The organism is Paenibacillus sp. SAFN-054 (genome assembly GCF_051966755.1).
In the GTDB taxonomy this organism is placed as follows: domain Bacteria; phylum Bacillota; class Bacilli; order Paenibacillales; family Paenibacillaceae; genus Paenibacillus_AQ.
Genome location: NZ_JBQCKS010000004.1, coordinates 81,078 through 102,262 on the forward strand (window position 1 = coordinate 81,078; position 21,185 = coordinate 102,262).

The 21,185-nt window shown below is 48.1% G+C and carries 30 protein-coding genes; 3 read left to right on the forward strand and 27 right to left on the reverse strand.

All coding sequences use genetic code 11. From position 1 onward, the window contains the following. Window positions 1-83 precede the first annotated feature (83 nt). Together ACTHPM_RS18985 and ACTHPM_RS18990 are read left to right on the forward strand one after the other, a co-directional pair. Entirely contained in the window at window positions 84-488 is a 405-nt protein-coding gene (locus ACTHPM_RS18985; RefSeq protein WP_440397212.1) for a hypothetical protein, read from the forward strand. Between the two features lie 62 nt (window positions 489-550). Further along, window positions 551-1,081, forward strand: a complete 531-nt coding sequence (locus tag ACTHPM_RS18990) for a PH domain-containing protein (protein WP_440397211.1) — start codon at window positions 551-553, stop codon at window positions 1,079-1,081. 186 nt (window positions 1,082-1,267) lie between these two features. Here the strand turns inward: ACTHPM_RS18990 and ACTHPM_RS18995 are convergent, their stop codons facing one another. From ACTHPM_RS18995 to ACTHPM_RS19005, 3 genes are read right to left on the reverse strand one after another with little or no spacing between them, the layout of a single operon-like run. Further along, on the reverse strand, window positions 1,268-1,546 hold the full coding sequence (locus ACTHPM_RS18995; RefSeq protein ID WP_440397210.1) for a holin: 279 nt from the start codon (window positions 1,544-1,546) through the stop codon (window positions 1,268-1,270). Between the two features lie 15 nt (window positions 1,547-1,561). After that, a complete protein-coding gene (locus ACTHPM_RS19000; RefSeq protein ID WP_440397209.1) occupies window positions 1,562-2,473 on the reverse strand; it encodes a peptidoglycan recognition protein family protein in 912 nt (303 codons plus the stop codon). Beyond that, window positions 2,460-2,879, reverse strand: a complete 420-nt coding sequence (locus ACTHPM_RS19005) for a phage holin family protein (RefSeq protein ID WP_440397208.1) — start codon at window positions 2,877-2,879, stop codon at window positions 2,460-2,462. The genes ACTHPM_RS19000 and ACTHPM_RS19005 overlap by 14 nt, the downstream gene beginning before the upstream one ends. Window positions 2,880-3,184: 305 nt before the next feature. Here ACTHPM_RS19005 and ACTHPM_RS19010 point away from each other — a divergent pair, with 305 nt between their 5' ends. Next, the gene (locus ACTHPM_RS19010; protein ID WP_440397207.1) at window positions 3,185-3,706 is read left to right on the forward strand and encodes a hypothetical protein; all 522 of its coding nucleotides are present in this window, start codon (window positions 3,185-3,187) and stop codon (window positions 3,704-3,706) included. 43 nt (window positions 3,707-3,749) lie between these two features. On the opposite strand, the gene ACTHPM_RS19015 is transcribed toward ACTHPM_RS19010, so the two are convergent. The 24 genes from ACTHPM_RS19015 to ACTHPM_RS19130 are packed head-to-tail and all read right to left on the reverse strand — an operon-like array spanning window position 3,750 to window position 21,086. Continuing rightward, window positions 3,750-3,980, reverse strand: coding sequence for a hypothetical protein (locus ACTHPM_RS19015; RefSeq protein ID WP_440397206.1), 231 nt, complete (start codon window positions 3,978-3,980; stop codon window positions 3,750-3,752). 4 nt (window positions 3,981-3,984) lie between these two features. Further along, on the reverse strand, window positions 3,985-5,106 hold the full coding sequence (locus ACTHPM_RS19020) for a phage tail protein (RefSeq protein ID WP_440397205.1): 1,122 nt from the start codon (window positions 5,104-5,106) through the stop codon (window positions 3,985-3,987). Window positions 5,107-5,116: 10 nt separating this feature from the next. After that, window positions 5,117-5,758 carry a hypothetical protein gene (locus ACTHPM_RS19025; protein ID WP_440397204.1) on the reverse strand — a complete coding sequence of 214 codons (642 nt, stop codon included), beginning with the start codon at window positions 5,756-5,758 and terminating at the stop codon, window positions 5,117-5,119. After that, the gene (locus ACTHPM_RS19030; RefSeq protein ID WP_440397203.1) at window positions 5,751-6,929 is read right to left on the reverse strand and encodes a baseplate J/gp47 family protein; all 1,179 of its coding nucleotides are present in this window, start codon (window positions 6,927-6,929) and stop codon (window positions 5,751-5,753) included. The genes ACTHPM_RS19025 and ACTHPM_RS19030 overlap by 8 nt, the downstream gene beginning before the upstream one ends. Continuing rightward, window positions 6,919-7,281, reverse strand: coding sequence for a DUF2634 domain-containing protein (locus ACTHPM_RS19035; protein WP_440397202.1), 363 nt, complete (start codon window positions 7,279-7,281; stop codon window positions 6,919-6,921). The genes ACTHPM_RS19030 and ACTHPM_RS19035 overlap by 11 nt, the downstream gene beginning before the upstream one ends. Then, window positions 7,263-7,658 carry a Gp138 family membrane-puncturing spike protein gene (locus tag ACTHPM_RS19040; protein ID WP_440397201.1) on the reverse strand — a complete coding sequence of 132 codons (396 nt, stop codon included), beginning with the start codon at window positions 7,656-7,658 and terminating at the stop codon, window positions 7,263-7,265. Before ACTHPM_RS19040 ends, ACTHPM_RS19035 begins: the two co-directional genes overlap by 19 nt. After that, window positions 7,655-8,449, reverse strand: a complete 795-nt coding sequence (locus tag ACTHPM_RS19045) for a phage protein (protein WP_440421633.1) — start codon at window positions 8,447-8,449, stop codon at window positions 7,655-7,657. The genes ACTHPM_RS19040 and ACTHPM_RS19045 overlap by 4 nt, the downstream gene beginning before the upstream one ends. Beyond that, entirely contained in the window at window positions 8,436-8,762 is a 327-nt protein-coding gene (locus ACTHPM_RS19050; RefSeq protein ID WP_440397199.1) for a phage baseplate plug family protein, read from the reverse strand. The genes ACTHPM_RS19045 and ACTHPM_RS19050 overlap by 14 nt, the downstream gene beginning before the upstream one ends. A 12-nt stretch (window positions 8,763-8,774) precedes the next feature. Beyond that, complete coding sequence (locus ACTHPM_RS19055) at window positions 8,775-9,320, reverse strand: phage baseplate protein (RefSeq protein ID WP_440397198.1); 546 nt, start codon at window positions 9,318-9,320, stop codon at window positions 8,775-8,777. Further along, window positions 9,320-11,500 (reverse strand): phage tail tape measure protein, encoded by a 2,181-nt coding sequence (locus ACTHPM_RS19060; protein ID WP_440421635.1) that lies wholly within the window; start codon window positions 11,498-11,500, stop codon window positions 9,320-9,322. Before ACTHPM_RS19060 ends, ACTHPM_RS19055 begins: the two co-directional genes overlap by 1 nt. Window positions 11,501-11,545: 45 nt before the next feature. Beyond that, window positions 11,546-11,743, reverse strand: coding sequence for a hypothetical protein (locus ACTHPM_RS19065; RefSeq protein ID WP_440397196.1), 198 nt, complete (start codon window positions 11,741-11,743; stop codon window positions 11,546-11,548). Continuing rightward, window positions 11,709-12,017 carry a hypothetical protein gene (locus ACTHPM_RS19070; RefSeq protein ID WP_440397195.1) on the reverse strand — a complete coding sequence of 103 codons (309 nt, stop codon included), beginning with the start codon at window positions 12,015-12,017 and terminating at the stop codon, window positions 11,709-11,711. The genes ACTHPM_RS19065 and ACTHPM_RS19070 overlap by 35 nt, the downstream gene beginning before the upstream one ends. Window positions 12,018-12,051: 34 nt before the next feature. Then, window positions 12,052-12,438: a phage structural protein gene (locus ACTHPM_RS19075; protein ID WP_440397194.1), complete on the reverse strand. Its 387-nt coding sequence runs from the start codon at window positions 12,436-12,438 to the stop codon at window positions 12,052-12,054. A gap of 15 nt (window positions 12,439-12,453) precedes the next feature. After that, window positions 12,454-13,452 (reverse strand): DUF3383 family protein, encoded by a 999-nt coding sequence (locus ACTHPM_RS19080; protein ID WP_440397193.1) that lies wholly within the window; start codon window positions 13,450-13,452, stop codon window positions 12,454-12,456. A 5-nt stretch (window positions 13,453-13,457) separates the two neighbouring features. Next, a complete protein-coding gene (locus ACTHPM_RS19085) occupies window positions 13,458-13,934 on the reverse strand; it encodes a phage neck terminator protein (RefSeq protein WP_440397192.1) in 477 nt (158 codons plus the stop codon). Next, a complete protein-coding gene (locus ACTHPM_RS19090; protein WP_440397191.1) occupies window positions 13,918-14,271 on the reverse strand; it encodes a hypothetical protein in 354 nt (117 codons plus the stop codon). The genes ACTHPM_RS19085 and ACTHPM_RS19090 overlap by 17 nt, the downstream gene beginning before the upstream one ends. Before the next feature lie 5 nt (window positions 14,272-14,276). Further along, window positions 14,277-14,753, reverse strand: a complete 477-nt coding sequence (locus ACTHPM_RS19095; protein WP_440397190.1) for a hypothetical protein — start codon at window positions 14,751-14,753, stop codon at window positions 14,277-14,279. After that, the gene (locus tag ACTHPM_RS19100; protein WP_440421637.1) at window positions 14,754-15,296 is read right to left on the reverse strand and encodes a phage gp6-like head-tail connector protein; all 543 of its coding nucleotides are present in this window, start codon (window positions 15,294-15,296) and stop codon (window positions 14,754-14,756) included. Continuing rightward, window positions 15,296-15,679 carry a collagen-like triple helix repeat-containing protein gene (locus ACTHPM_RS19105; RefSeq protein ID WP_440397188.1) on the reverse strand — a complete coding sequence of 128 codons (384 nt, stop codon included), beginning with the start codon at window positions 15,677-15,679 and terminating at the stop codon, window positions 15,296-15,298. Before ACTHPM_RS19105 ends, ACTHPM_RS19100 begins: the two co-directional genes overlap by 1 nt. A 36-nt stretch (window positions 15,680-15,715) precedes the next feature. After that, entirely contained in the window at window positions 15,716-16,882 is a 1,167-nt protein-coding gene (locus ACTHPM_RS19110) for a phage major capsid protein (protein ID WP_440397187.1), read from the reverse strand. Window positions 16,883-16,926: 44 nt separating this feature from the next. Then, window positions 16,927-17,529 carry an HK97 family phage prohead protease gene (locus tag ACTHPM_RS19115; RefSeq protein ID WP_440397186.1) on the reverse strand — a complete coding sequence of 201 codons (603 nt, stop codon included), beginning with the start codon at window positions 17,527-17,529 and terminating at the stop codon, window positions 16,927-16,929. Next, window positions 17,530-18,804 (reverse strand): phage portal protein, encoded by a 1,275-nt coding sequence (locus ACTHPM_RS19120; RefSeq protein WP_440397185.1) that lies wholly within the window; start codon window positions 18,802-18,804, stop codon window positions 17,530-17,532. It lies immediately after the preceding gene. 22 nt (window positions 18,805-18,826) lie between these two features. Continuing rightward, window positions 18,827-20,608: a terminase large subunit gene (locus tag ACTHPM_RS19125; RefSeq protein ID WP_440397184.1), complete on the reverse strand. Its 1,782-nt coding sequence runs from the start codon at window positions 20,606-20,608 to the stop codon at window positions 18,827-18,829. After that, window positions 20,601-21,086 (reverse strand): phage terminase small subunit P27 family, encoded by a 486-nt coding sequence (locus ACTHPM_RS19130; protein ID WP_440397183.1) that lies wholly within the window; start codon window positions 21,084-21,086, stop codon window positions 20,601-20,603. The genes ACTHPM_RS19125 and ACTHPM_RS19130 overlap by 8 nt, the downstream gene beginning before the upstream one ends. Between the last annotated feature and the right edge of the window lie 99 nt (window positions 21,087-21,185).

Here is a 21,185-nt window from a genome sequence, read left to right on the forward strand (position 1 = left end):
AGATAATAAACCTTACCCATTGAATAATTTTACTTTAGGAGCATATAATAAAAACAAATGTTCGTATTTTTGAGGTGGACACTATGCGGATCGCAATAACAACAGCGGATGAAATACTGGTCAAGCGATACATACTCTTACCACTTATTTTAACGGCCTACGAAAGAGACTTACATATCATCACGGACTCAGGTTTATTTAAATCGCCCGACATATACGCGGAGTTGATTGAGATTGGATTAAAGGCGGTCACAGAGGATTTGTCGAGTGTGCGGCTGGCCTTTTCAAAGCGTGGAATTAAAGTATACGAAGAGACCCACCTCAAAGACGGCATTCGGGCAGAGTTTTTGTGCCGGGGGTATCACGGTAATATGTTTCTGTCCTGGTCACTGATCGGGGCAGAAGGCGCCGTATTAATGCGCAAATACTTGGGATTGGATATATCGAGGTTTGGAAAGGTTACTGTTCCTGAACGGTTTCGTAGTTGATTTCCATAGAATTATCCCCCATCAACTGATAAAATGATCTTTAAAAAGGTGGTGCTTATTAGATGCCTAATTATGAGGAAATAAAAGCTCAAATAGAAGCTTTGGAGATAGGAAATACCCTTTCAAAGAAATCTGAAGTAAAGGAATTGCCAAAGATATTACTAGAGGGCGAAAATATAATCGCTGTAGCAAAAGGCAGATACAACAAGCAATCAGGAATTATTGTTGTTACAAGCTCACGAATCATTCTGATGTTCAAAATTTTGTTCAGCTCCAAAACTGAAGAATTTCATTTTAATCAAATTACATCCATAGAGCATGAGAAGGTTCCGCCATTAGGTTTAGGTAAAATCAAGGTGCTGGCAATGGGCAATGAAGCAGTCATTGATAATATGGATTATAAAGAATCGGATAAAATGGCAGGGATGATCCGTGGAACTATGGCACAATCTAAGGCTCCTTCAGCCCCTGTTCAATCCCAATCTGACGATGCCTTTGCAAAACTGGAGAAGTTGAAGAAATTGCATGAAAATAAAGTGATTTCGGATGCCGAATTCGAATCTAAAAAGAATGAGATATTATCGACTATTTAAACTAGAAAAGACCCTACCGGCGTTTGCTGGCAGGGTCTTTTGCATTGCGGTGCTACCGCTAATGTACCTTGAATGATAACTGATTTGGGACATTTTGTAAACTTAATTTTAAGAAGCCTGTCTGTAAAATTCCCAAGCGCTTGAGAATTCGTAAAATTTAAAGTGCGTAGCCAGCAGGGCCATCAGTTACTCCTTGGTATGTCCATCCCGTCTACTAAAGGCCAATTCAAACAGCCCCGTGGCAGACAAGCCAGCAATACAGCCAGCCCATAGCCTCAATACCAAATCCAAATCCGTAAATGGATATGCAGCTGCACCGATCAGGGCACCAAGCACTAACCCCACAGCCGGTACAATGTTAGCTGGCATACTAATCGTCTTTTTGACGAGTTGCACAGCAGCCAAGACAAACACGGCCAGGACAGACGCGAAGGTAAGTACACTTGTTAACACTTCATTTTGCACATATATTCCCCTCTCTTATTCGGCCGGAATCCCTGCTGCTCGCCGCAGGTGATTGGCTAAGTTATTAAAATGCTGCATGCTCTCTGGTTTACACGCTACCCGGGCCTTGTACCAGGCCGGAGACAACCAACGGAAAATAATTTCCTGCGCATTGGATTTGTACAGCTTCCCGGCGGGCAAGGCTGGCACACCATCCACCACGGGAAGACCGGCAGCAACTCGGAGGTTATTTGCAAGATTATGAAAATGCGTCATTGCGGCGGCGTCAGCTGCTTTTTGCGATGCGTACCAAGCTGGAGATACATACAGATCAATCAATTCGTTCGCGGCAGATGCAGGCATATAAACGATCTGTGGAGGTTGCGGCGTTACCTGCATTTCAGCGGCAATGTCGTAAATCAAGTTCTTCAACGTTTTCCCACCCGTTGCTAAGGCTTGGTCGATGTCCGATTTTCGGGACGGATCAAGCTGTTTATGGCTTGGAATGTGGGTCAGAGGATTAATATGGAACTTGTCGCAGCAGAAAGCCATGTACCACACAAAGCGCTTATACGCCTCGGCAAAGTTGATCTTACCGCCAAAGCACAGTTCAACTCCCAAGGCGATATCGTTAGCGTCATCTCCATATCGGTCATTGTCGGTAGTCACGTTGTAAAGGACATGCCATGCCTTTTCGGCTGGATCCGGCCCGGTACCGGTTGGAATGATCTCCAATATCTTTTTGTCATCAATAAATACCTGTGCAGATGCTGACCGGTCCTTGAGATTTTGAAAGTATGTGAAATGGTTGTCCGCCGAAGCGCCTGGGTTGCCTGTATCGTGAGCAACCAAAAAGCCCGGCGTACCGGAAGTTAACCGGGTGCCGGGCCGAACGTTTTGCCGTTTGTTGATGTAACGGCGTTCGATCGTATATTTATTGCGATCCATCTTTATTTGCTCCTTTCCCTCCTGCTTTTTCTTGCAGCACCAGAACCGCATTTGTTAGCACCGGTGGCAGCGGTACCCCCATCTTCCCTGCGTTCTCGATAATGGACAAAAGCTCATTCGCAATATAAAAGAAGATAACGGCATCCCTGAGGTAGTGCATATCCCCTAGAACACCGTCGATCACATGCGCGACTGTCACAAACATAAATATCCCGACTTTCTTCGCAATGCCGATATAGCCTTTCATACTTCGCAGTTCGCCCCGGATCCACGCAGCGATAAAGCCAGTTAAAAAGTCGATTACAACCAAGACCAAGAGTGCGGTCATCATCCCGTTCCACCCCCCATACAAAAAGCCGGTTACGACTCCAAGAATTGCTGCAGCTCCCCCGAACTTTTCTTCCATGCCCCTTCCCCCTCTTTCTCTTTGTATAAAAGATGCCCCCGGACCACTCCCGAGGGCAAAATAAAAACGCCTATTGGCGCTTGTGGTGCTGCGTATTATGGTCCAAATGCGCAAAAATGAACTGCTCTTATCCTACAATGAATGACTCACCTAGCCCCTTATCACCACACCCTGTGCCTGTCTAAATTAGTGCAATAATCACTTTTTCAACGGCATTTCAAATTTTTATAATTAAACAAGTCAAATGCTGACTAACTGGGTAATACACTTACTGTATTGATATTAAACAAGGAGATGAATACATAATGAAGAAAATGATTATCGGTCTTACTCTCGGCATGCTGATTGGCTCTACATCTGTGGCACTTGCTGCCCCAAGCACAGTACAAGCGACATGGGGAAAGTTTAAAATTATGGTTAATGGTGCAATGCATCTCTCACCTCCAAGCCAATTGGTTTATAAAGGGACGACTTACCTTCCAGTACGTGATACCGCTGATCTGTTGGGGTATACAACAAAGTACATCCCTCAAACTAAAACAATTTCGTTTATTTCGAGATCAGAAATGAAAGACGACTGGATGACCTTCTACGATTTTCAAGCCGTGAATAAACTCACAGTACAAACTCAAAAGGATCTTGAGAATGCCTACGAAGTTAAAGACGGTGAAGAGGTTATGTTCAAATTGAACGCTTCGACCTTAAAAGACGGCGACAATACTGTTATTGCAGACTATAAAGGCAATCAAATTCGTGCAAAAAAAGTACTCGGAGCAATATACCTTAACGAACCGGATCTAAAGTCTGCTGGATATAGAATTAACTAGTCATCATATAAAAGCACACTCGCCATAAGCAGTGTGCTTTTTATTATAATAATTCATTAAACCCTTTCTCATTATTCGGATCACTGTCACGGATCGCCTGTTTTACGTCCCTACCGGCGTCCAAAGCAGCTTGAATCACATCTCCGAACATCTCAATAAATTTATCTACCGGAGTATAGATGCCATAATACTGTATTCCATTTCCCCATACGATGCACTCTCCGAGGATATTCATCGTTCCTGTCGTATAATTCTTTCTAATCCATTCAATCATTTTTTCACCCCATTATTAGTAAATTAACACCAGATATAGCAACTGCGGAATTGTTATATATAGGAACAGTCATGACTGAGCTTAGGGCGTTAAATTGTAAAACCATCGAGTCTCCGAATCTTTTGCTACTAGACCCAACACCACCGTTAGCCAATGAATTCACTATAACTTGAATAGACCCACTTAATTCCAGCGCTGCCATAACTGGGACGAAACTCAAAGGGGCGTTATAAAAACTGTTTGCCGGAATACTGATGTTGTTAATTCGTACTTTTTTATCAGGAGCAGCACCTACGATAAATGCCGGATAAATACCCGATAAAAAGTTTTGCGCCGACTCGCTCGGTGTTATGGTTGTCGTCGTCCTTTCAGCAAGTGTCCCAGTTATAACCTCACCAGTTTCGTTTGTTGCTGTCTTTCCTGCTCTCAAATCCCCGGCGGTAGCATTGCCTTCTGCCCCACTACCGCTATCTGCCAAAAAATCCGATCCAACTTTACGAAATGTATATGGCTTTCCTACTTGAAGTTTACCCGCTGCATATGCAACGCCTTTTTGGTCCTTAAGTGCAATGGCTGCGAGAGAACCGATCTTAAGCGTGGGATTCACACCATTAGCAACGTGCGGTACGATTGTAATGCCGAAACCCTCCGATATAGTTCCTGGAGCTGGGTCAAGCGTAACGGTATAAGCAGTCGCAGTTCCGGCTGTAGTCGCGTAGGCTGGCTGCCGCACATAATCCGCCAAATGCGCAGTAAGGCTCGTCTGTACGTTCCCTGCCGCAGTAACGCCCGCACTGCCCCGATCATATGCGGCCTTCGCCGCTTTTTCTGTCGATGCCACGTTCTCCCGCGTTCCATCCGTTGCGTTGGATAGCTGCGTAATCCCCTTTTGCGTCAGGGAGGCGTCTGGAACCTCAACCTTCACACCAGCAATCTGTTCCGAGACCCATTCTTTTTCTGCTGCCTTCTCCCGGATCTCCTTCAAAACTCTCCAGGTCCTATTCCAAACCCAGTTCCACCAGCCAGCAGGCGGCTTATCTTCGACGTCCCATCCGGCTTGCTTCTTGGAATCCGGTGGCTCGATGCCTTCAGCCTGCCATTCTGGCATTTTCTCGGTAAAAGCCATGTTATCCCTCCTATATTGGTAATGCGTAATCGTGACCCGGTACGTAAACCTCTCCAAGCGTGCCGCCTGTCGTCATATCCGGATCGGCCAGCCCGGTCGGTCCGGTCTCCAATGCTCCGTATTTTGACGATAGTTGGAATGTCCCGGCCAACTCGATTTGAGCGACCCGGACCCCAGCGGCCACCGTTTTTTGAATGATCTGGCCGAACTGCATCGGTGACATACCGACTTCGTTCAGGCGCTTAATCGGAACACGAATCAGGGACAATGCTGCTGGTTCCGGTTCCAATGGATCGTTATATTTCGGCTGGATCCTGATATCCTTGTAATCGCAGTTCAGTGCAAGCGCCAGGACCCGAATAATTGTGTTAATGTCCGTCTGGGAAAGGTTGCGCGCGATCTTCGAATACAACAAGACGCGGTATACCTCATCGGTAGCCGCGCCGCGTGGCTGTGCGATATTTTGACCAATCATATCCAGAGTCGTGCCCTTCGCCCTGTCGATGCTGCGCCAATCCCGAATTGTTTCCAATGTATCCCCAATCTCTTTGAACTGCCCATATAAGATCCCGATAAGCTTGCCGATATTGGAATTCGGATCCTTATTGAATACATCCATGAACCGACCCAGCATGTCTTTCATGCTAAACATGGCTTAACACCTCAATATGGCCCGCTGTAGTTTGAGCGACCTGGTACGGGGCAATCTGTACGTTTTGACCTAGCATGGTTTCGACGCTGCTTCCAACGGTAAGGGCCACATCCTCTACCCCATCCACCGAATAAACTGCACTTATCAGCCGGGTATAAACGACTGAGCCACCCATAGACAGACCGTTGTAATAACTGCCGGCCGCATCTTCGCCACCAATATACCTAATGATTGCATTCCGGATTAATTCGTCGCCATTGGCTGGATACCGATCGTTTTTGATAACCTCGATATTCGCGAATATAGGCACCTCTTCGGCATGGCTGAACTTTATGATGTGTGGATATCCTCCCAGGTCCAAGACCTCTTTGCTGATGTCTCCATATGTTTCGATGCCGCCAGACTGCTTGGTGAAAATTGTTTCGGCAACTTCTTGATCATCACCGCCTAGAACATAAACCTGGATTGATTTCGGCGGCCGTCCATCTGTATCAGGCTGCATCGTGTTATTTTCAATCACGGCAGCTGCTCGGACCTTATCAAGTCTAAGCAAGGCCCCCCGGATCGCATCGACGGAAGCCGAGCCTCCACCAGCCACCGATAATTCATACCGGGACCGAAATTCCGGGTCCGTTTCCTTTTCGCGGCCCCCTGTGATTCGTTCCGGATTTGTAACGGCCGTCACATCAGGGTTAGGATTAACAATCACCGTAATCATACCGGCCGCAATATTGCCGGACTGACCGGGCTCCAATGCCTCGACCTTAACCGAAGCTTTTCCATCCGGCCCAAATGTGAAGTCTTCCAGCGCTTCATAAATGATTCCCGTTTCGGTACCCACTCTGAAACCTGCTGTTTCGGTATGGGCCGGAGTGCCGGTTAGGATCACGTAACCCGCAGCGTATTGGTCCAAAACCCGAGTAATCCCAACATTCGGGCCAAGGCGATCCAAGTTATTGCCTGTTGCCGTCGGAATGTAGCCACTGTTGTAGACGTCCTCCGCCAAACCCCAAAGTTTAGCCATAAACCAGGCGAAAAGACGCAGCAGGATGCCCAGGAACGACCTTTCAGAAGTGTTTACCTTCTCACCAAATACTTCCTTTGCCTTGTCCTCGGCTTCCGCAAAGAGGTCTTCAAACCGTTTACGCTGAAAGCCTTTTTCAGTAAGCACCTATGCTCACCTCCCTCTGAATCAATTCGCCGGTTACCGCCGTAGCTTTAAAGGCAATTTCCTGTATTCGTGATCTTTTATCCTGCCTGAAAATTACCTCATCAACCCTTGAAATTCGTTCATCCTGCAGGAGGCAGCGCCTGATTTCATCTCTCATTTGCTCTTGATTAAGGTTCTTTCCGAGGAACAATCCAAAATCAATGCCCATTTCAGGATTAAGGAACCATTCGCCAAGGTTTGTCCCTAACGCAATCTCACCGCATTGAGCCAGTTCTATTTCACCTTCGATCATGACCAAATCTCCAGAGCTGTCAAAGACCAAATCGCCGTTCTCTAACTTGAAAGACTGCATCCAAGCACCCCCAATATGACCGCGTCATTAACGTCATGCATTCGTGACGTGCTGGCTGATGCCACCGCGCCGCCAAGCGCATTTTTGATTTCCCGATCCGCACAGACGACAAAAACAATATCACCTTGCTTCAGGTCCGGTTTGTATACTTGCGGCTCACCGCCGTTGACAACGAACCGATGTGCAAGGATTTGGGCGCCCTGGATCATGGCAGGTGCATCGGCAGTTGTTTTAATCAAGGGCTGCACGTCAGCTGCACACTTACTGGAATCATAGGAGACGACCTGGCAAAGGAATCCCACATGCAAATCGCTGAAGATTTTGTCATAGAAGCCATTTAATATAGCCGACATGCTGCCCGCCGGGTCCGTCCTCATAAAATCGCCTCCACTTCTGTTATGAAGTCACCTGTACGGCTGAATGTATGGGAGCCGCCGCGAACATGCACCCGGCCTGTGAACTGCGAATATGCAAGGTCAATGACCGATGCCGTTGTTACCCGGTGCTGCAGCTGCATTTTGACGTTGAATCCCTTGGTTGTCCCATCTTCAAAACGTCCCGGTGTTCCGATTAAACCTGTTTCCTTGTTTACCTTGAATACCGAATCCCCACCGCGTCGCAGATTACGGATATATAGCTTGTTTTTGTTAATGTAACAGGAGGTGCCGCAGTCTTTGCAGACCTTTGTAATGATCTCCGTTACCTGCCCCTTAGCTGTATAGCCGTCCTGGTATCGGTAATCCTGGTTCAGCTCCATTTGAGCAATCGGAAGACCGATGTACCCGGCCATTTGCTTAATGATTTGGCTTGCCAGCGTTCCCTTGGCAAAGGCTATCTCCTTCACCTCACGCTTGGAAAGGTCCTCACTGTCCAGGACATTGATGAACGTAATTTTGTCCACGCCTTCCCAGGTAGTCGATACCTTAGAGATGTAGCCATGCAGCAGCAGGCCGACATCCCCTTTATATCCAGCGTTCAGCATCAGGACTTCACCGCGTTTGATGTTGTTTATCGTCTTGTCGGACAGGTTCCAAATTTTGATTTCCGATTCATTCGGCAAGGGATCACTATCAAAAGGCACCTTGCCTTCAATGTTGTAAAACTCACTCGGAAACTTCATATTTGCTGTCATGACTTCGATGACCCGGCCAAAGTTATTCATCCTCATCACCTTCAATTACAAACAAAAAGACGCTCTCATTAAGCGTCTGCCAGTTTACATCGCTTTGCTGTTCGGATTCGTCCAGCGGTACAATCGGCACCTTCGGGAATCGGTTATCCTGCACATCGTAAAACAACGGCATGCCATAGATAAGCTTTTCGCCAACGGCCAGAATCTCACCATTACGCTCCAGGTTAACGGTAAAAAAATCAAATTCCTCGTTGTAGTGGACCTCGAAGGTGAACATCTCGTCCGCCAAAGAGATATCAAAACGATAAGGAATAAGATCCTTTTCTATTTCAATGAATTCATAATCCATTCTCCCACCTACTTACCCCGCCCATGGGCTTCCTTTTTTGAATTTCACCTTTTTAACGGGTTCCTTCTTGCTCGATGTTTTCTTGGTTGATTTCTTCTTATCTTTCGTTTTCTTGTCCTTGGATTTTGTCGACTTATTGGATTTGGTTTGCTTCACACCGCTATTAACGATCTTGGCCGCCTGAGCCTTTACGGGTACAGGCAGCTTATTGATGTACGAAGACTGGGCTATTCGAACCTCGGTCAGCGTGAACGTAAAGGTGAATCCGTCTGCCGTTTGGTAAGAGCGATCGGTGGACAGTCCGCTGATCAATCCACTAAACGACATTCGGCCAATGTACTTTACAATCTTGCCGGTGTCGGATGCATTGACCAGATAATCATGAATTTCTGCCGCATCTTCCCCGGAAACCTCACCATTCAAGGTAAGGGTCCGTGCTTTACGTTGCACATGATCCGTCATATCGATATCTTTTTCCACCGGTTGGCTTGTGATATCGACATCAAAACTTGATGGCTCTTTATCAACCCAGATGTATTTTCCGTCAATCGTTGCCATTACTGCACCACCTCCGGCGCTTGCAAGCCCATTCTGCGGAATACTTGTTCAAGTATCGCCTGCACTCTGCGGTCAACTTCATCACCTACGGATGCAGCAACATTGGCATCACTGGCATCTGCCCGCAGATCGATGCTTACTTTAATGTCCATAGCTCCCGCCGACTGACCAGAAGCAACTCTGGCTGGTTGAAGTGCTTTTGCTGGCGCTGTGCTTGGAGCTGTAATGATTTCATCAGCTAGCCCGGCGGAAGCAGCAGAAACCCGGTCCTGAGTCCCGTCGATACCTTGCGCCAAGCCTTCACCAGTGTAAAAACCCAGTTCCATCATGACTCTGGATGGCGAGTGGATGCCCAGGATGCTTTTCACCTTGTCGGTAATGCTGTTACCGATCTCTTTCACCTTGTCCACTACGGCATTCGCCATAGAGCCAATACCGTTCACCATGCCCTCAATGATGTTTTTACCGATGTCGAAAAGGTTGATCCCCTGCAGAAATCCAGTGACTTGTGTCCAAATGGATTTGATCTTGTTAAAGATATTCATGACTGAATTCGAAACGCTGTTCGTCATTCCAGTCCAAATGGATTTAATGAAGTTGCCGATCCCGGTGAAAACCGATATCGTGAATGCCTTGATTTGGTCCCAATATTTAATGATCAAGGCCACCGCCCAAACGACAGGTCCGCCAAGAACGATTAGTATTGTGGCCCCCCAGGTACGGAAGAACTCGACAATGCTATTGAAGATATTGACTACCCACGCTTTGAAGGCATTCCAAACATTTACAAGCCATGTACTGATGGCTCCCCAGTTTTTAAAGACCAGTATAACCCCAGCGATAGCTGCGGCAACCAATGCAGCGATGGCTATAATCGGGAGCCATGGAGCTATCATAGCCCACCCGGCTGTTGCGGCAGCCCACATAGAAGGGATTAAGCTGATTAAAATTACAGTAGCAAATCCAGCCAATGCGGGGCCAACAACATCTATATTGTCTGTTAAAAAACTAAGCACATCTGTCGCCTTTTCAATGCCATTAGCCAATCCATCAACCAAAGCCCCGGCGACCTGCTGCAATTGCGGCCCAGCCTGCTCAAGCCACTCCGAAAATTGAGTGAGATAAGGAAGTAACTTCTTGCCAATTGGTATAAGTAGATTTGTTTCTAACTGCCTCCCTATTCGCGCTGCCGCCTCACCAGGGGTGTTAAACTTAATTTGGTTTAACTCCCCCATTGAATCCTTGGTCATATCAAATTGGTTTTGAACGGAGCCCATAGCTGTAATTACATCCTTTTGCAGATCCTCAAATTGCGTACCGAACAAACCAGTAGCAACTGTATTCTGTTCCACTGGATCGGCAATATCGCTAATCATTTGGATAATCTGCTGGAATGACTTCTGAGCTTTTGGGCCACCTTCGGCAAAGGTATGCATCATCTTTTCAGCATTAAGACCAAGCATTTCGTAAGCTTGAATGGCGTTATTGTCTCCGGCATCTTTCGAACGGATATTGAATTCTTTAACGGCATCTGCGACCTTATCCAGGTTAAATGCTCCCTCAGCTGCACCTGCAGCCAAGGTATCAAACATCTGATCTGCATTAAATCCCAGCGATTTGAACTGAAGCGAATACTCATTCAAGGTATCCAGCAGTTCCCCGGAGAAATCTAGTCCTTTTTGTTTACCTTGAGCGATCAGATTAAATGCCTGATCTGAGGTGATGCCGAAATTCTTCATCACAGTATCTGCTGCGCGAACCGATTCAGACACTTCATACCCGAATGCATCCCGCAGCAGTAAGGCATTTCTGGTGGTGTTCTCCAAGTCTTTGCCTTGTTGCCTTGTGATTTGGCTTGTTTCAGCAATAGCACTCCCCAAATCCTGCCATGACTCCCCGAAATTTTGGTTATAAAGTTCCGTGGCTATCGCTTTTGTTGCCTCCATCTGTTCATTCGTCGCACCCGTTGCCATCTGCACATGGGACATGGATTTTTCAAAATTCGCAGCTGCTTCGGTTGCGGCCACAGCAAATCCGCCTAACGCAATGGCCCCCGCAGCACCAAAGGCTATGACCTTCTTTTGCAGACTATCCACTTGGTTTTGAGCATTCCTAAGTGCGCTTGTGCCGATTTTAAAACCCACGGCAAACATTAAATTGCCTATGATGCCACCGGCCATAATATCTCTCACCTCACAATACAAAAAGAGCGCCGTTTAGGGCGCTCATTCTTTGCTTTTGCCTTTGTTCATTTCACGTTTTTGTTGCTTGATATGAATGTCCAAAGCTGCGTTCGCTTCGGCAATATCATCATCATCCATTTGAAATAAGTCGGAATAGGAGATGTTCATATCAGACAGCAACAACCGCCATTGCTGCCAGCGTTCATTAGCTCTCCGATGGGCCTCCTTCTTGCTGATCATTGCCGTCACCACCCTGTTTATCCTGTCCGGTTACGAAGGAATATGCGGCGTTGATCACCTCTGAAAATTCGCTATAATCCGTGAAGTCATCAATATTGAGTTTTGGAACCACAACAACGGACTTCAGGATTTCTTCTGCAAGCCGTTCTTCCAACACAACACCATGCTTATTCTTGCTGGCGTCATTGATTTTGGAGATGGTCCGCACTCCTGGGTGCTGGAAAGTGTACTCCTTACCGGATTTGGATGTGTAATTTTTTTGTTTGAAGTTCATAGAAATTTATCTCCTTTAATTTTGGGATTTTGGATTAGATAATGGTGTGGTCAAGCATTTGAATTTCATATTCCCGGTCCTCGGCTTCGTTGCCATAGGTCCGTGCTGCTGGCTTTTTAACGAACGCTCGGGTGGAGGTAATGCTTTCTTTCGGGTCTCCGTTGTAAATCACGGACACGGGAACTTCCTCGCCAGTCACGGCCAACTTGTCCAGATAGGCCACCTGCGGACTGGAAGACAGCAGAGTAAGCGTCAAAGTAGCCAAGGGATTATTTACTTTACTTGTAATGACATCGCCCTGAGCGCCGACCTTGGCCGTCTTGCTGTCTTCGTCCTTCTCCCACTCGGCCAAATCCTCGGAAAACCCGGTAATAAATACACTGCCAACCGTGACGGTAAGGTCCATTGGATCGTATTGCATGGTTATTTAGCCTCCTTACAGCTTAATTACGCCTTTGATTTTGGTTTTATGGATCGCCCCGGCCAGCTCAAAAGTAAACGTGCCGCCGTTGTATTCACGCTTTTCGCGGTCCAGCGGATCGACTTGGGAACGGGTTTTAAATGCAGTGCTGTAGATCGGCAGGCCGTCATCATCATGGGCAATCATGCCGTTGTTATCAGCCATCTTCAGGACTGTTTTTACTTCGGCCTCAATTTGAGCAATGCCGTTGTTGTCAAAGCTTACCTTGTCGCTGCGGTTAAACAACTTCTGAACCTTGTTCGTGATCTGCTGTGTGATGTAATCCTGCGATTGGATGATGTCGATATACTCACCGGAAATGGTTTTGCCTTCGCTGGTTATTGGATCCCCTGCCCTCACGATGTACGTATTGCCGTTCATGCCTTCAAGCTGTGAAAGCTCCGAATTGGTAAGCTCCAGCGGAACTATCCCGTTCAACTTTTTGAATTTCCACGTCAAGCTACCCGGAGGCGCTGAACCTGCCCGGCCCACCCATGCAGCCTCTGGATAGTTGTCAGGATTCTTGTGATAAAGCACAGCCGTTCTTTTGTACTTATTGGCAAAGATTTTCCCCAAGTCATCAAGGCTACTGGTGCTAGCCAGGAAAAGCCGGGAGTCATCTGCTTCGACTGCATCCGCAATAGCCGTAATGTTGGCAAGGGTGCTGCTCGTCGATAACAGGTAATAAAAGTCCTTTGCGAACACGGTCGGCAGGAAGTCCGCCATGACGTCACCCGTCTTGGACAGCATTACCGCAATGGATTCCGGCGAATTATCGCCCTGATTAAACAAAGCAAATGCTGCCTTGTAAACCTCTGAGCTAGTCGCGTGGTCTTCTTTAACTGCTTCCAGGTCCCGATAGACCTTGTAATCTTGCCCGGCTGCGCTTGTGCCGAGAATTAACGGTTTACCCATACCGACAATCGGCGTCGGCCGTTGAATCTCGATGATGACTTGCACATCACTATTACTCAATTCGTTCAACTCCTTTTGATATTCGCTTTTTCAATTGGTATAACTGCTTGTTCCGTTGTGTCCGTGGTCCGCAGCTCGACATCAAAGCCCATCCGGCGCTCCCATTCCGGACCAATATTGATATCCCGGTTTTCAACATTTCCGATCGATGTGACAATCACATCCATATCCTTCAGAGCTTCGCGGCCGTCCGTCTTAAACCAGTCTCGCACTCGCATGGCGTTAAGGGTGCTTGTCACGTTATCATCTGCATACGACAAAAAAGAGACGGTGAAATTGACCGTCTCCTGCAGCAGCTGCTTGCCGTTATGTTGAGATACCATAATCCGCCCGCTGGAAGGCTCCTCGTTGGGAAAAAGGTTATATGCCAGGAATGCCGTTTTAGGCATGTCTGCGCCGCCGTTCATGTTGATCACGTCCAACTTCAGCAGCACCTTCAGCCCCTGCACCCAAACCTTGCGGATATCATTGTACGGGATCATTGGCGATCACCTTTTTCAAGATGTATTTGTTCACGTCACTGTAATCCCGGGGTTCGGGAGCATCGACAGTGTACTGGATGCCTTGGTATTCAATCAGGTCCCCGGATTGGTGCTCTGATACCGTGTATAAGGCTCGGTCTTCGGCTGTGTAGCGTCCGCCCTCGACCTGCTGTAACTTGGCATCTACGGGCTGAATATGGCCGAAATGGGTTATCCTCTCCGTCTGAGACGGCACAGGGTCCCCGTAATCATCGTACTTTTCCGTTTTACCGAGCCGGACCAAGGTGTATGGCCGGTTATATTTCCGCAGCATGCCTGCGAACTGGAATGTCCTCATGCCTATCACCTCTTTCGCACCACAATAAACGTGAGAGAGTCACGAAGTTTCTTTTCCTGAGCCACGAGGATTTTATTGTTACCTTTCTTCCTCGCATAGATCGGATTGAGTGGCGGCTGCCGGATCTTGTCAAAGTTCTGGGTCAGTTTTTGCAGCCCCGTTTGGCCAACGTTTTGCAGCAGTCCTTGGGCAGTTTCGTTTTTCAGAACAATTTCGTTAATTCCGGACTTTACCAGCTTCGAGATAGCAGCCTGTGCCTTTCGTTTACCTCCACCAATCGGAGCCCGCGCTGGGATGCCGGCTTTGACTGAACCGAATTCGTGAATAGCTGCAATCATAGCCGTTTCAGCGTCCCCTTGGACCCCGATATGCACTTCATGCTTGGTCAATTCTTCAAGCTTTTTGAGGATTCCCGGCAAGTACGTCGTCTCCGTGACCTCTACGTTCGCTCGTCTAGTGCGTCTTCTGGTTGCTCTTGGCATTTAAACCCACCGTCCTATATACGGTGAAATTAAAGCATCCACGGCTGTTGGTAAACGCCCCTCTTCCGGCGAATCTGAATACGTAACGCTGATGTCTCCTACTCGCTCAGATTTGATAGCCGGATCTCGAAGCCCATGCTGCGCCAAAAGCAGGCAGGCGAGTTCTAAGGGCTCCGGCAGCGTTCGCGGATCTTCCTCCGTTGCATCCCCAGGAAGGACATACCCGGCAATATAGGAGACGTCAATATTGTTCTCCCCGGAAGGCCAACCAGCTGACCGGAATATGCGACCATCCTCCAGCACCTCATATTCCCAACCGCTTGGGAATTCAACGCTGTGTACTGGGTAATTCCGTAAGTTGATATATTTTGACCTCGGGTCCCCGCTTACACGTTCTGAGTAGCATTGCTTTTTGAATTGACGCTTGCAACGGTTCTCAATAACAGAAGATGCCGACGCAATTTGCAGCGTCAGCATCTCATCCCCGAAAACATCCGCCTGCAGGCCAAGCAATCCTTTCAAGCGGTCCAAGGTGGTCAGCACTATTTTCCGCCCCCTTGTGCTGCTTCAAGAGCAGCTACGCGGGACAGCAATGCATTCCATTCTTCTTCCGTCGGAAAACCCGGCTCTCCCTTTGCTCCGGTTGCGCCTTTGGCTCCTGCTTCTCCTTTCTCCCCTTTGGGTCCCGCTTCACCGGCCTTACCCATAAGAGAGAGAAGCCATTCTTCCTCGGTCCCATCATAACCGTGTTTTACAGCAAGTTCATAGGCGGATAGGCCCGCTGGACCTTCCGGTCCAGCTCCTTCGCCATTCAGAACGAGTTCTTTCCCGTTCATCGTGATTTTGCCCTCTCCTTCCAGGGCGAGGACACCTTGAATTACCCAGCGCTCCCCGCCGGGCTCCTTATAGTTCTTTGTAGAATACATGTCTTACCTCCATTTCAGGGGCTTTGCCCCTAGAATCTATGAGATGGTAACTTGACCGTATACAACTGCATCCAGATCAAAACCACGCACGTCCTCACGCTGAATGGCGCGAACGTCGGTCGAGTTGCGGGCGAAAGACTTACCGCCGACATTTGTTGAAGCAATGGAATATTGCTGACGATCAAACAGAACAATTGCCTCTTTCAAGTCGCCGATGATCATAGGAGCCAACTTTGTATCAGTACCCGTTGTTGGCAACCAACGATTCGCCAACACCACAATCGTTTTACCTTTAAGCATCTTTTGACTCGGGTTCGCTGGATCAGGCTGCAGCAAATCCCGGCCATCGCTATCCTTTTGGGTATCCAGCCAATGAAATCCATCCTGGTTCGTCAAGATGATAGCCCCCAGGCTAATGCTTGGGTCTAAATCCACATTCAAGACCTTCTTCACATCATCCAGGCCGGATAGCTTTACCTTCGCTTTCGTATTGAGCAGTGACAGAATCAATTGGTTGCGAGTGACCACTGATTTTTTGGCAATCCAATTCGAAATGTAAGACATCAAGTTTTGGTCCGTATCATTCAGTAAGCTGTTGCTGATTGGCATAATTCCGCCGCGATCCTTGATGTCAAATTTCACAGGTGAAAACTTCGGGTTGTCCATATCATCCAGGTCAGTCAACTCCGTGATTTCCACGAATGGTGTGATATCGGCATTCTTTTCGATTACACGCGACCCGCTCCGACTAGAAACCGGTTCGACCGTCACGTATGTTTCCAATGAAATGAACTGCCGTTTACGCTCGTGAATCATGGTGTTGATGTCCTGCGGAACGATCAAACCACCGTCCTCATCGGAACCTCCCTGCATACCACGGGTTTCTTCAATTGTGCTTTCTTCGATCAACGTACGTTCTTCAGCGTTGAGCGTCTTATTGCGCAATGTTTTCAAGAAGGCGCTGCGGTATTGTACAGCTTTGTCAGGATCTTCTGCCCGTTTTTCCGGTTCAACAACTGGGGTTGTGGCTCCAGGTGTGTCCGTATCACGAATTTCGGCCAGCAAATCAATTTGACTTCGGAGCTCCTTCGCTGCATCCTTCGCCGCTCTTGCCTCGTCAAGCTTGCCTTCAGCAGCAAAGCTGCGGGCCTCTTCCAATTTTGCCGCCAGTCTTTGGCGCAATTCGCGTTCCTTTTCGTCCATAGTGAACCTCCATCAATGATTTATTTGAATATTAAAAAGACCTGTCAGCCGATAGCCAACAAGTCCAGTTCCAACAATAATTTTTCTTTTTCCAGCTTCCGCTGCTCCTTCGTAGTGATGCCCAGCTGCTCGATGCTCCGCTGATTGACTTCACTATCTTCATAGGCAGGGAAGGGCGTCGGCGATACTTCGAAAAGGTTAACATCAAGGAGCGTGCGCTCATAGACGTCCTCATCAGGGAGATACTGCCATGAATCGGAACGTACATAGAAACCAAAGCTTACACCGTCCACATCACCACGTTGGATGGATTCCATGGCGTCATTCCCCCAAGTGTTATTAGGCAAATCAAGCTCGAAGGCTAACCCTTCTTCGTCCTCCCAAAGCCGCAGCGTTCCACTTTTAGTTGATCCAAGAACAAAATCACTGCGATGATTCCAAAACGCCTTGATTGTGTTTTCTTTCAGGCTGCGGGCAAAGGCGCCTTTGGCTACACGTTCGTAAAATTCACCCCAAATAAGCTGACTGCGACGATTGAACTTTACGGCATAACCGACGACCGATCGTGTTGTTGATTCTCCTTCATTACCTGTACTTCGGATCTCAATTTTTTCGGCAGGAATAAAACGTTTGATCAAATCATCCATTTACTCACCTCCCTTCTCGGATTTAAGACCGGCTTTCAGCGCCTGGTATTGATCCATTTTTTCGAGACTGACATAGTTCAGACTGACAAAATGCCGGTCGCCCATCTCCCCGATGTTATCCCGCTCCTCCAACTCACGGACCTCATTGATTGAGTAGATGCCCATCGCAATCATTTCCTTGTAATAAGCGGCCCGGCTTGTGCTGTCGCCGCGAAGCTCTCCGGCCACATTGAATTTTGTGTAATAACGTCGCCGTTCCAACTCCGTGAACAGCTTATAGTCACATTCTTGTTCCCAGTTCGTCATGATCGGCTGCAGAGTGCTTTTTACGTATTCGAGGGATTGGTTCTCCATGTTGGAAAACTTCACGTCCGTTAAGCCCAGCTTGTAACCGGGAACTTTATAAATTTTGGCGACTTCAGCAATACCGAATTTGCTCGTTTCGATGAATTGAGCATCATTTAGCGGCATCCCCAGGTTCTGGTATTCCATCCCTGCATCCAGGATAGCGATACGATGTGCGTTGTTAAGTCCTGAATTTGCCTTTTGCCATTCATCCCGCGCTTTTTCTTTGGCGGGTTTATCCAAGGTTGCGCCTGCCGGAAGCTTTAAGATGCCTCGGGTCGCGGTCCCGTTGGAATAAAACGAACCGAGAAACTTTCGTTGTGATTGCTGAACGCCTAGTTCCTCACGAATGACGGATATGGGTGTGATCCCTTTAAGCCCACTCTTACTTATGGCCTTAAAATGAAGCACGTCCCCATGTTTGATCTTTCGCAGCTCACCGCTCGGCAGCGTCGTGACATACCATACTTCCCCGGTGACGTTATCCATATGGACATCCGTCCTTGAAGGGTCGAGCGGCCACAGCGCTTTTGGTCTACCGTTGTTTGGACCACTGGTTTCCCATTCGATATTAGCGTATCCATTGCCCCATACCGTTGCATGGACTTGCATCAGCTCCTTGAATGTGTAGGCGCTCATATATGGATTGGCACGCACGCCTAAAAGGCGAGTCACAGGATGAGAGTCATCCTTTTCGATTCCTTTCCCCCTCTGCCTGAACACCTGCAGCGGCAGCTTGCCGATGTCCCCACCTAAGATGGAAGCACATGTGTAGACGTTGCTGTTCAGCAGCGCCATATCATTCGTAATCCGCTCACCACTGGCCGTGTTGGAGACTCCAAATAGGTCCAGAAGCCATTGCTTAGGATTCAAAAACGAATCCTCATCGGATCGCCGCTCCCGCCAACGACGGAAGACGTTTGTTTTCATAGATTTATCACCCCCTTCCCGTTTAGAACGAGAAGTCATCGTCCATAATATGGGCGTTCAAATCAATCCGGCCGTCACCAACCATCGCCCGAACAAGGGCATTAATGACCGCTGCGATTAAGTCGATCCGCTGGCTGTCATCTTTGTGCTTTTTGCTGAGTTTGATATTTCCGTTATTGTCGATAATCTCAACGGCATTGGATAAGCACCATGTTAGAAGTGGGCTTCCATCATGAACGACAAGACCTTTCAGGAGAAGCTCACGGAAAAACTTTGTCGGCTCGGAAAGTGTCTGCACGCCTTGACGGATTTCCACTCGTTCATAGCCCTGCTGTTCCAGCTGCTGAGTGAAATGGGTAGCATTATAGGGATCGTAACAGACCTCCTGTACGAACCATTGATGTTCCCGCTCCATTTTCTCCATGTAGGATTGGATAAAGCTGTAGTCCACAACTTCACCAGGAGTCAGCGTGCACCATCCTTCATCTGCCCAATGGCGATAAGGCACCCGGTCACTGTGTTCGTGTTGTTTCGCTCGCTCAGCTGGCATGAACCCATGAGCAGTTACCGCAAAGCGACCCTCCGGCAGTCGGAAGACGTAACCAACGGCCGTTAAATCCGTGGTTTTAGATAAATCCAACCCGCTCCACGTCTCGTAACCTTTGACCAATTCAAAAAAGTCCGCTCGCGGCATCGCAAGGGACTTCCATTTGTTCATATGATTCGTGGACATGTACTTGTTTTCGCTATCCTTTTGCCATTGGTTCACTCGTTTAGTGAGCCATTCACGAATTTTATCAGGGTTACCGGCTCCAAAAGCTTCATCGTGTTCTGCTTGAATCTGACGGCGTAGTTCCTGAGCGTATTCATTGTCTTCCTGCAGGACGGGATTAGGCTTTCCCCATGTTTGTGGGTTATGAGGATCGTCGCCCGGATCCAATTCTCGAATCATCGCGAAGTAGCTTTCCTGCATAGGCACTTCGCCTCGTAGCATTTTGCATAAAAAATCGTATTCTTTTTTACATGGACTATTCTCAGCATCCTTGCCCGCCGTGCTGATAATTTGCATAAGCGACTGTAGCCGCTTCCCGAAACCTGAATAGGATACGTCCAGGATTTCGGATGTCGGGTGGGCGTGGTATTCATCGATGACAACCAAGCAAGGAGCGCCTGAGTCTTTATTCTTGGTGTCCTTGCTCAACGGTTTAAGCAAGCCACCGCGTGAAGCGTGTTCAATGTATCCGCGGCGAATACGAAGCCGTTTCGATATCGCCGGACTGTTCATGCCCATTTCCCGAGCATCGCCCCACACGCGCTTGGCCTGCCCTTTATCGACCGCCGCACAATCCACTTCCGGGCTATGCTCATATTTTCTCAACTCGGGTTGACCTGGAGGATAAATACAATCCGCGCACATCCCATACAGGGCCAGTCCACTCATTTCCGTCGATTTTACATTGCCTCGGGCTCGAAGATGGAACGCTTTTCGGAATCTGCGCTGTCCCGTATCCATGTGGACCCAACCGTAGACAACGCCCATATCAAATTTTTGAAAGGGCAGGAGCTCGATCATTTGTCCACTGAACACACCGCGAACGTGACGACAGCAGCGTTCAAACCATTCAAACACCCGATCAGCCCGACTTTCATCGAAAACATACGGAAAATCCGGCGTTGCTTGACGTTTCAGGTCATCCAGGTGACGCTGGCAGGCTAAACGTTCCAACTCGCAGCTAGGCCGGATGCCGAGCACAATTTCAGCAGCGTATTGATTCGTTGGATGAAGGTCTTCCCAATTAATCAAAGAGTTCTGCATCTGGATCCGGGTCTGTGTCTGCCTGACGCTTTGCAAGGCGGGCCCGAGATTCCGCATTCAGGCCAAGCTTGTTCGAATACGCCAGAGCAATGTTGGCGTAGCGCTGTGACATTTGAACGTAAGCATTAGGTACTTTTACACCGGACTTGTTGGTTTCCGTGTAACCATGTTCATCAATAAGCCGGTTCGCCTCCTGTACCTTCGATACTGCGTCACAATAAATCCCAAGTACATCCTCATCCACTTTGTCGAGCACGCCGAACTCTTCCATGTCCTTGACCGTCTTTCTCCAAATCTTTCGGGCGGGATCATCCAGCCATTCGGGAATTCGAAGTTTGAGCTTTTTCTTTCGCTCGAATTTTTTGGATGCTTCCTCCCGAGCTTCAACTTCTTTTTTGGTCCAGTTTTTCCCGCCGCCTTTTTTTCCGACTCGCATATGATTGAAATCAATGACTGGGTTTGCCAATTCTCAAACCTCCTTTCCCCATTTTCGCCACGGGGACTTTTTTTTGCATTTGAGGGGGCCGCGGTCTACTCCAGTTCTTGTAAATTTTTTAAGTGACCG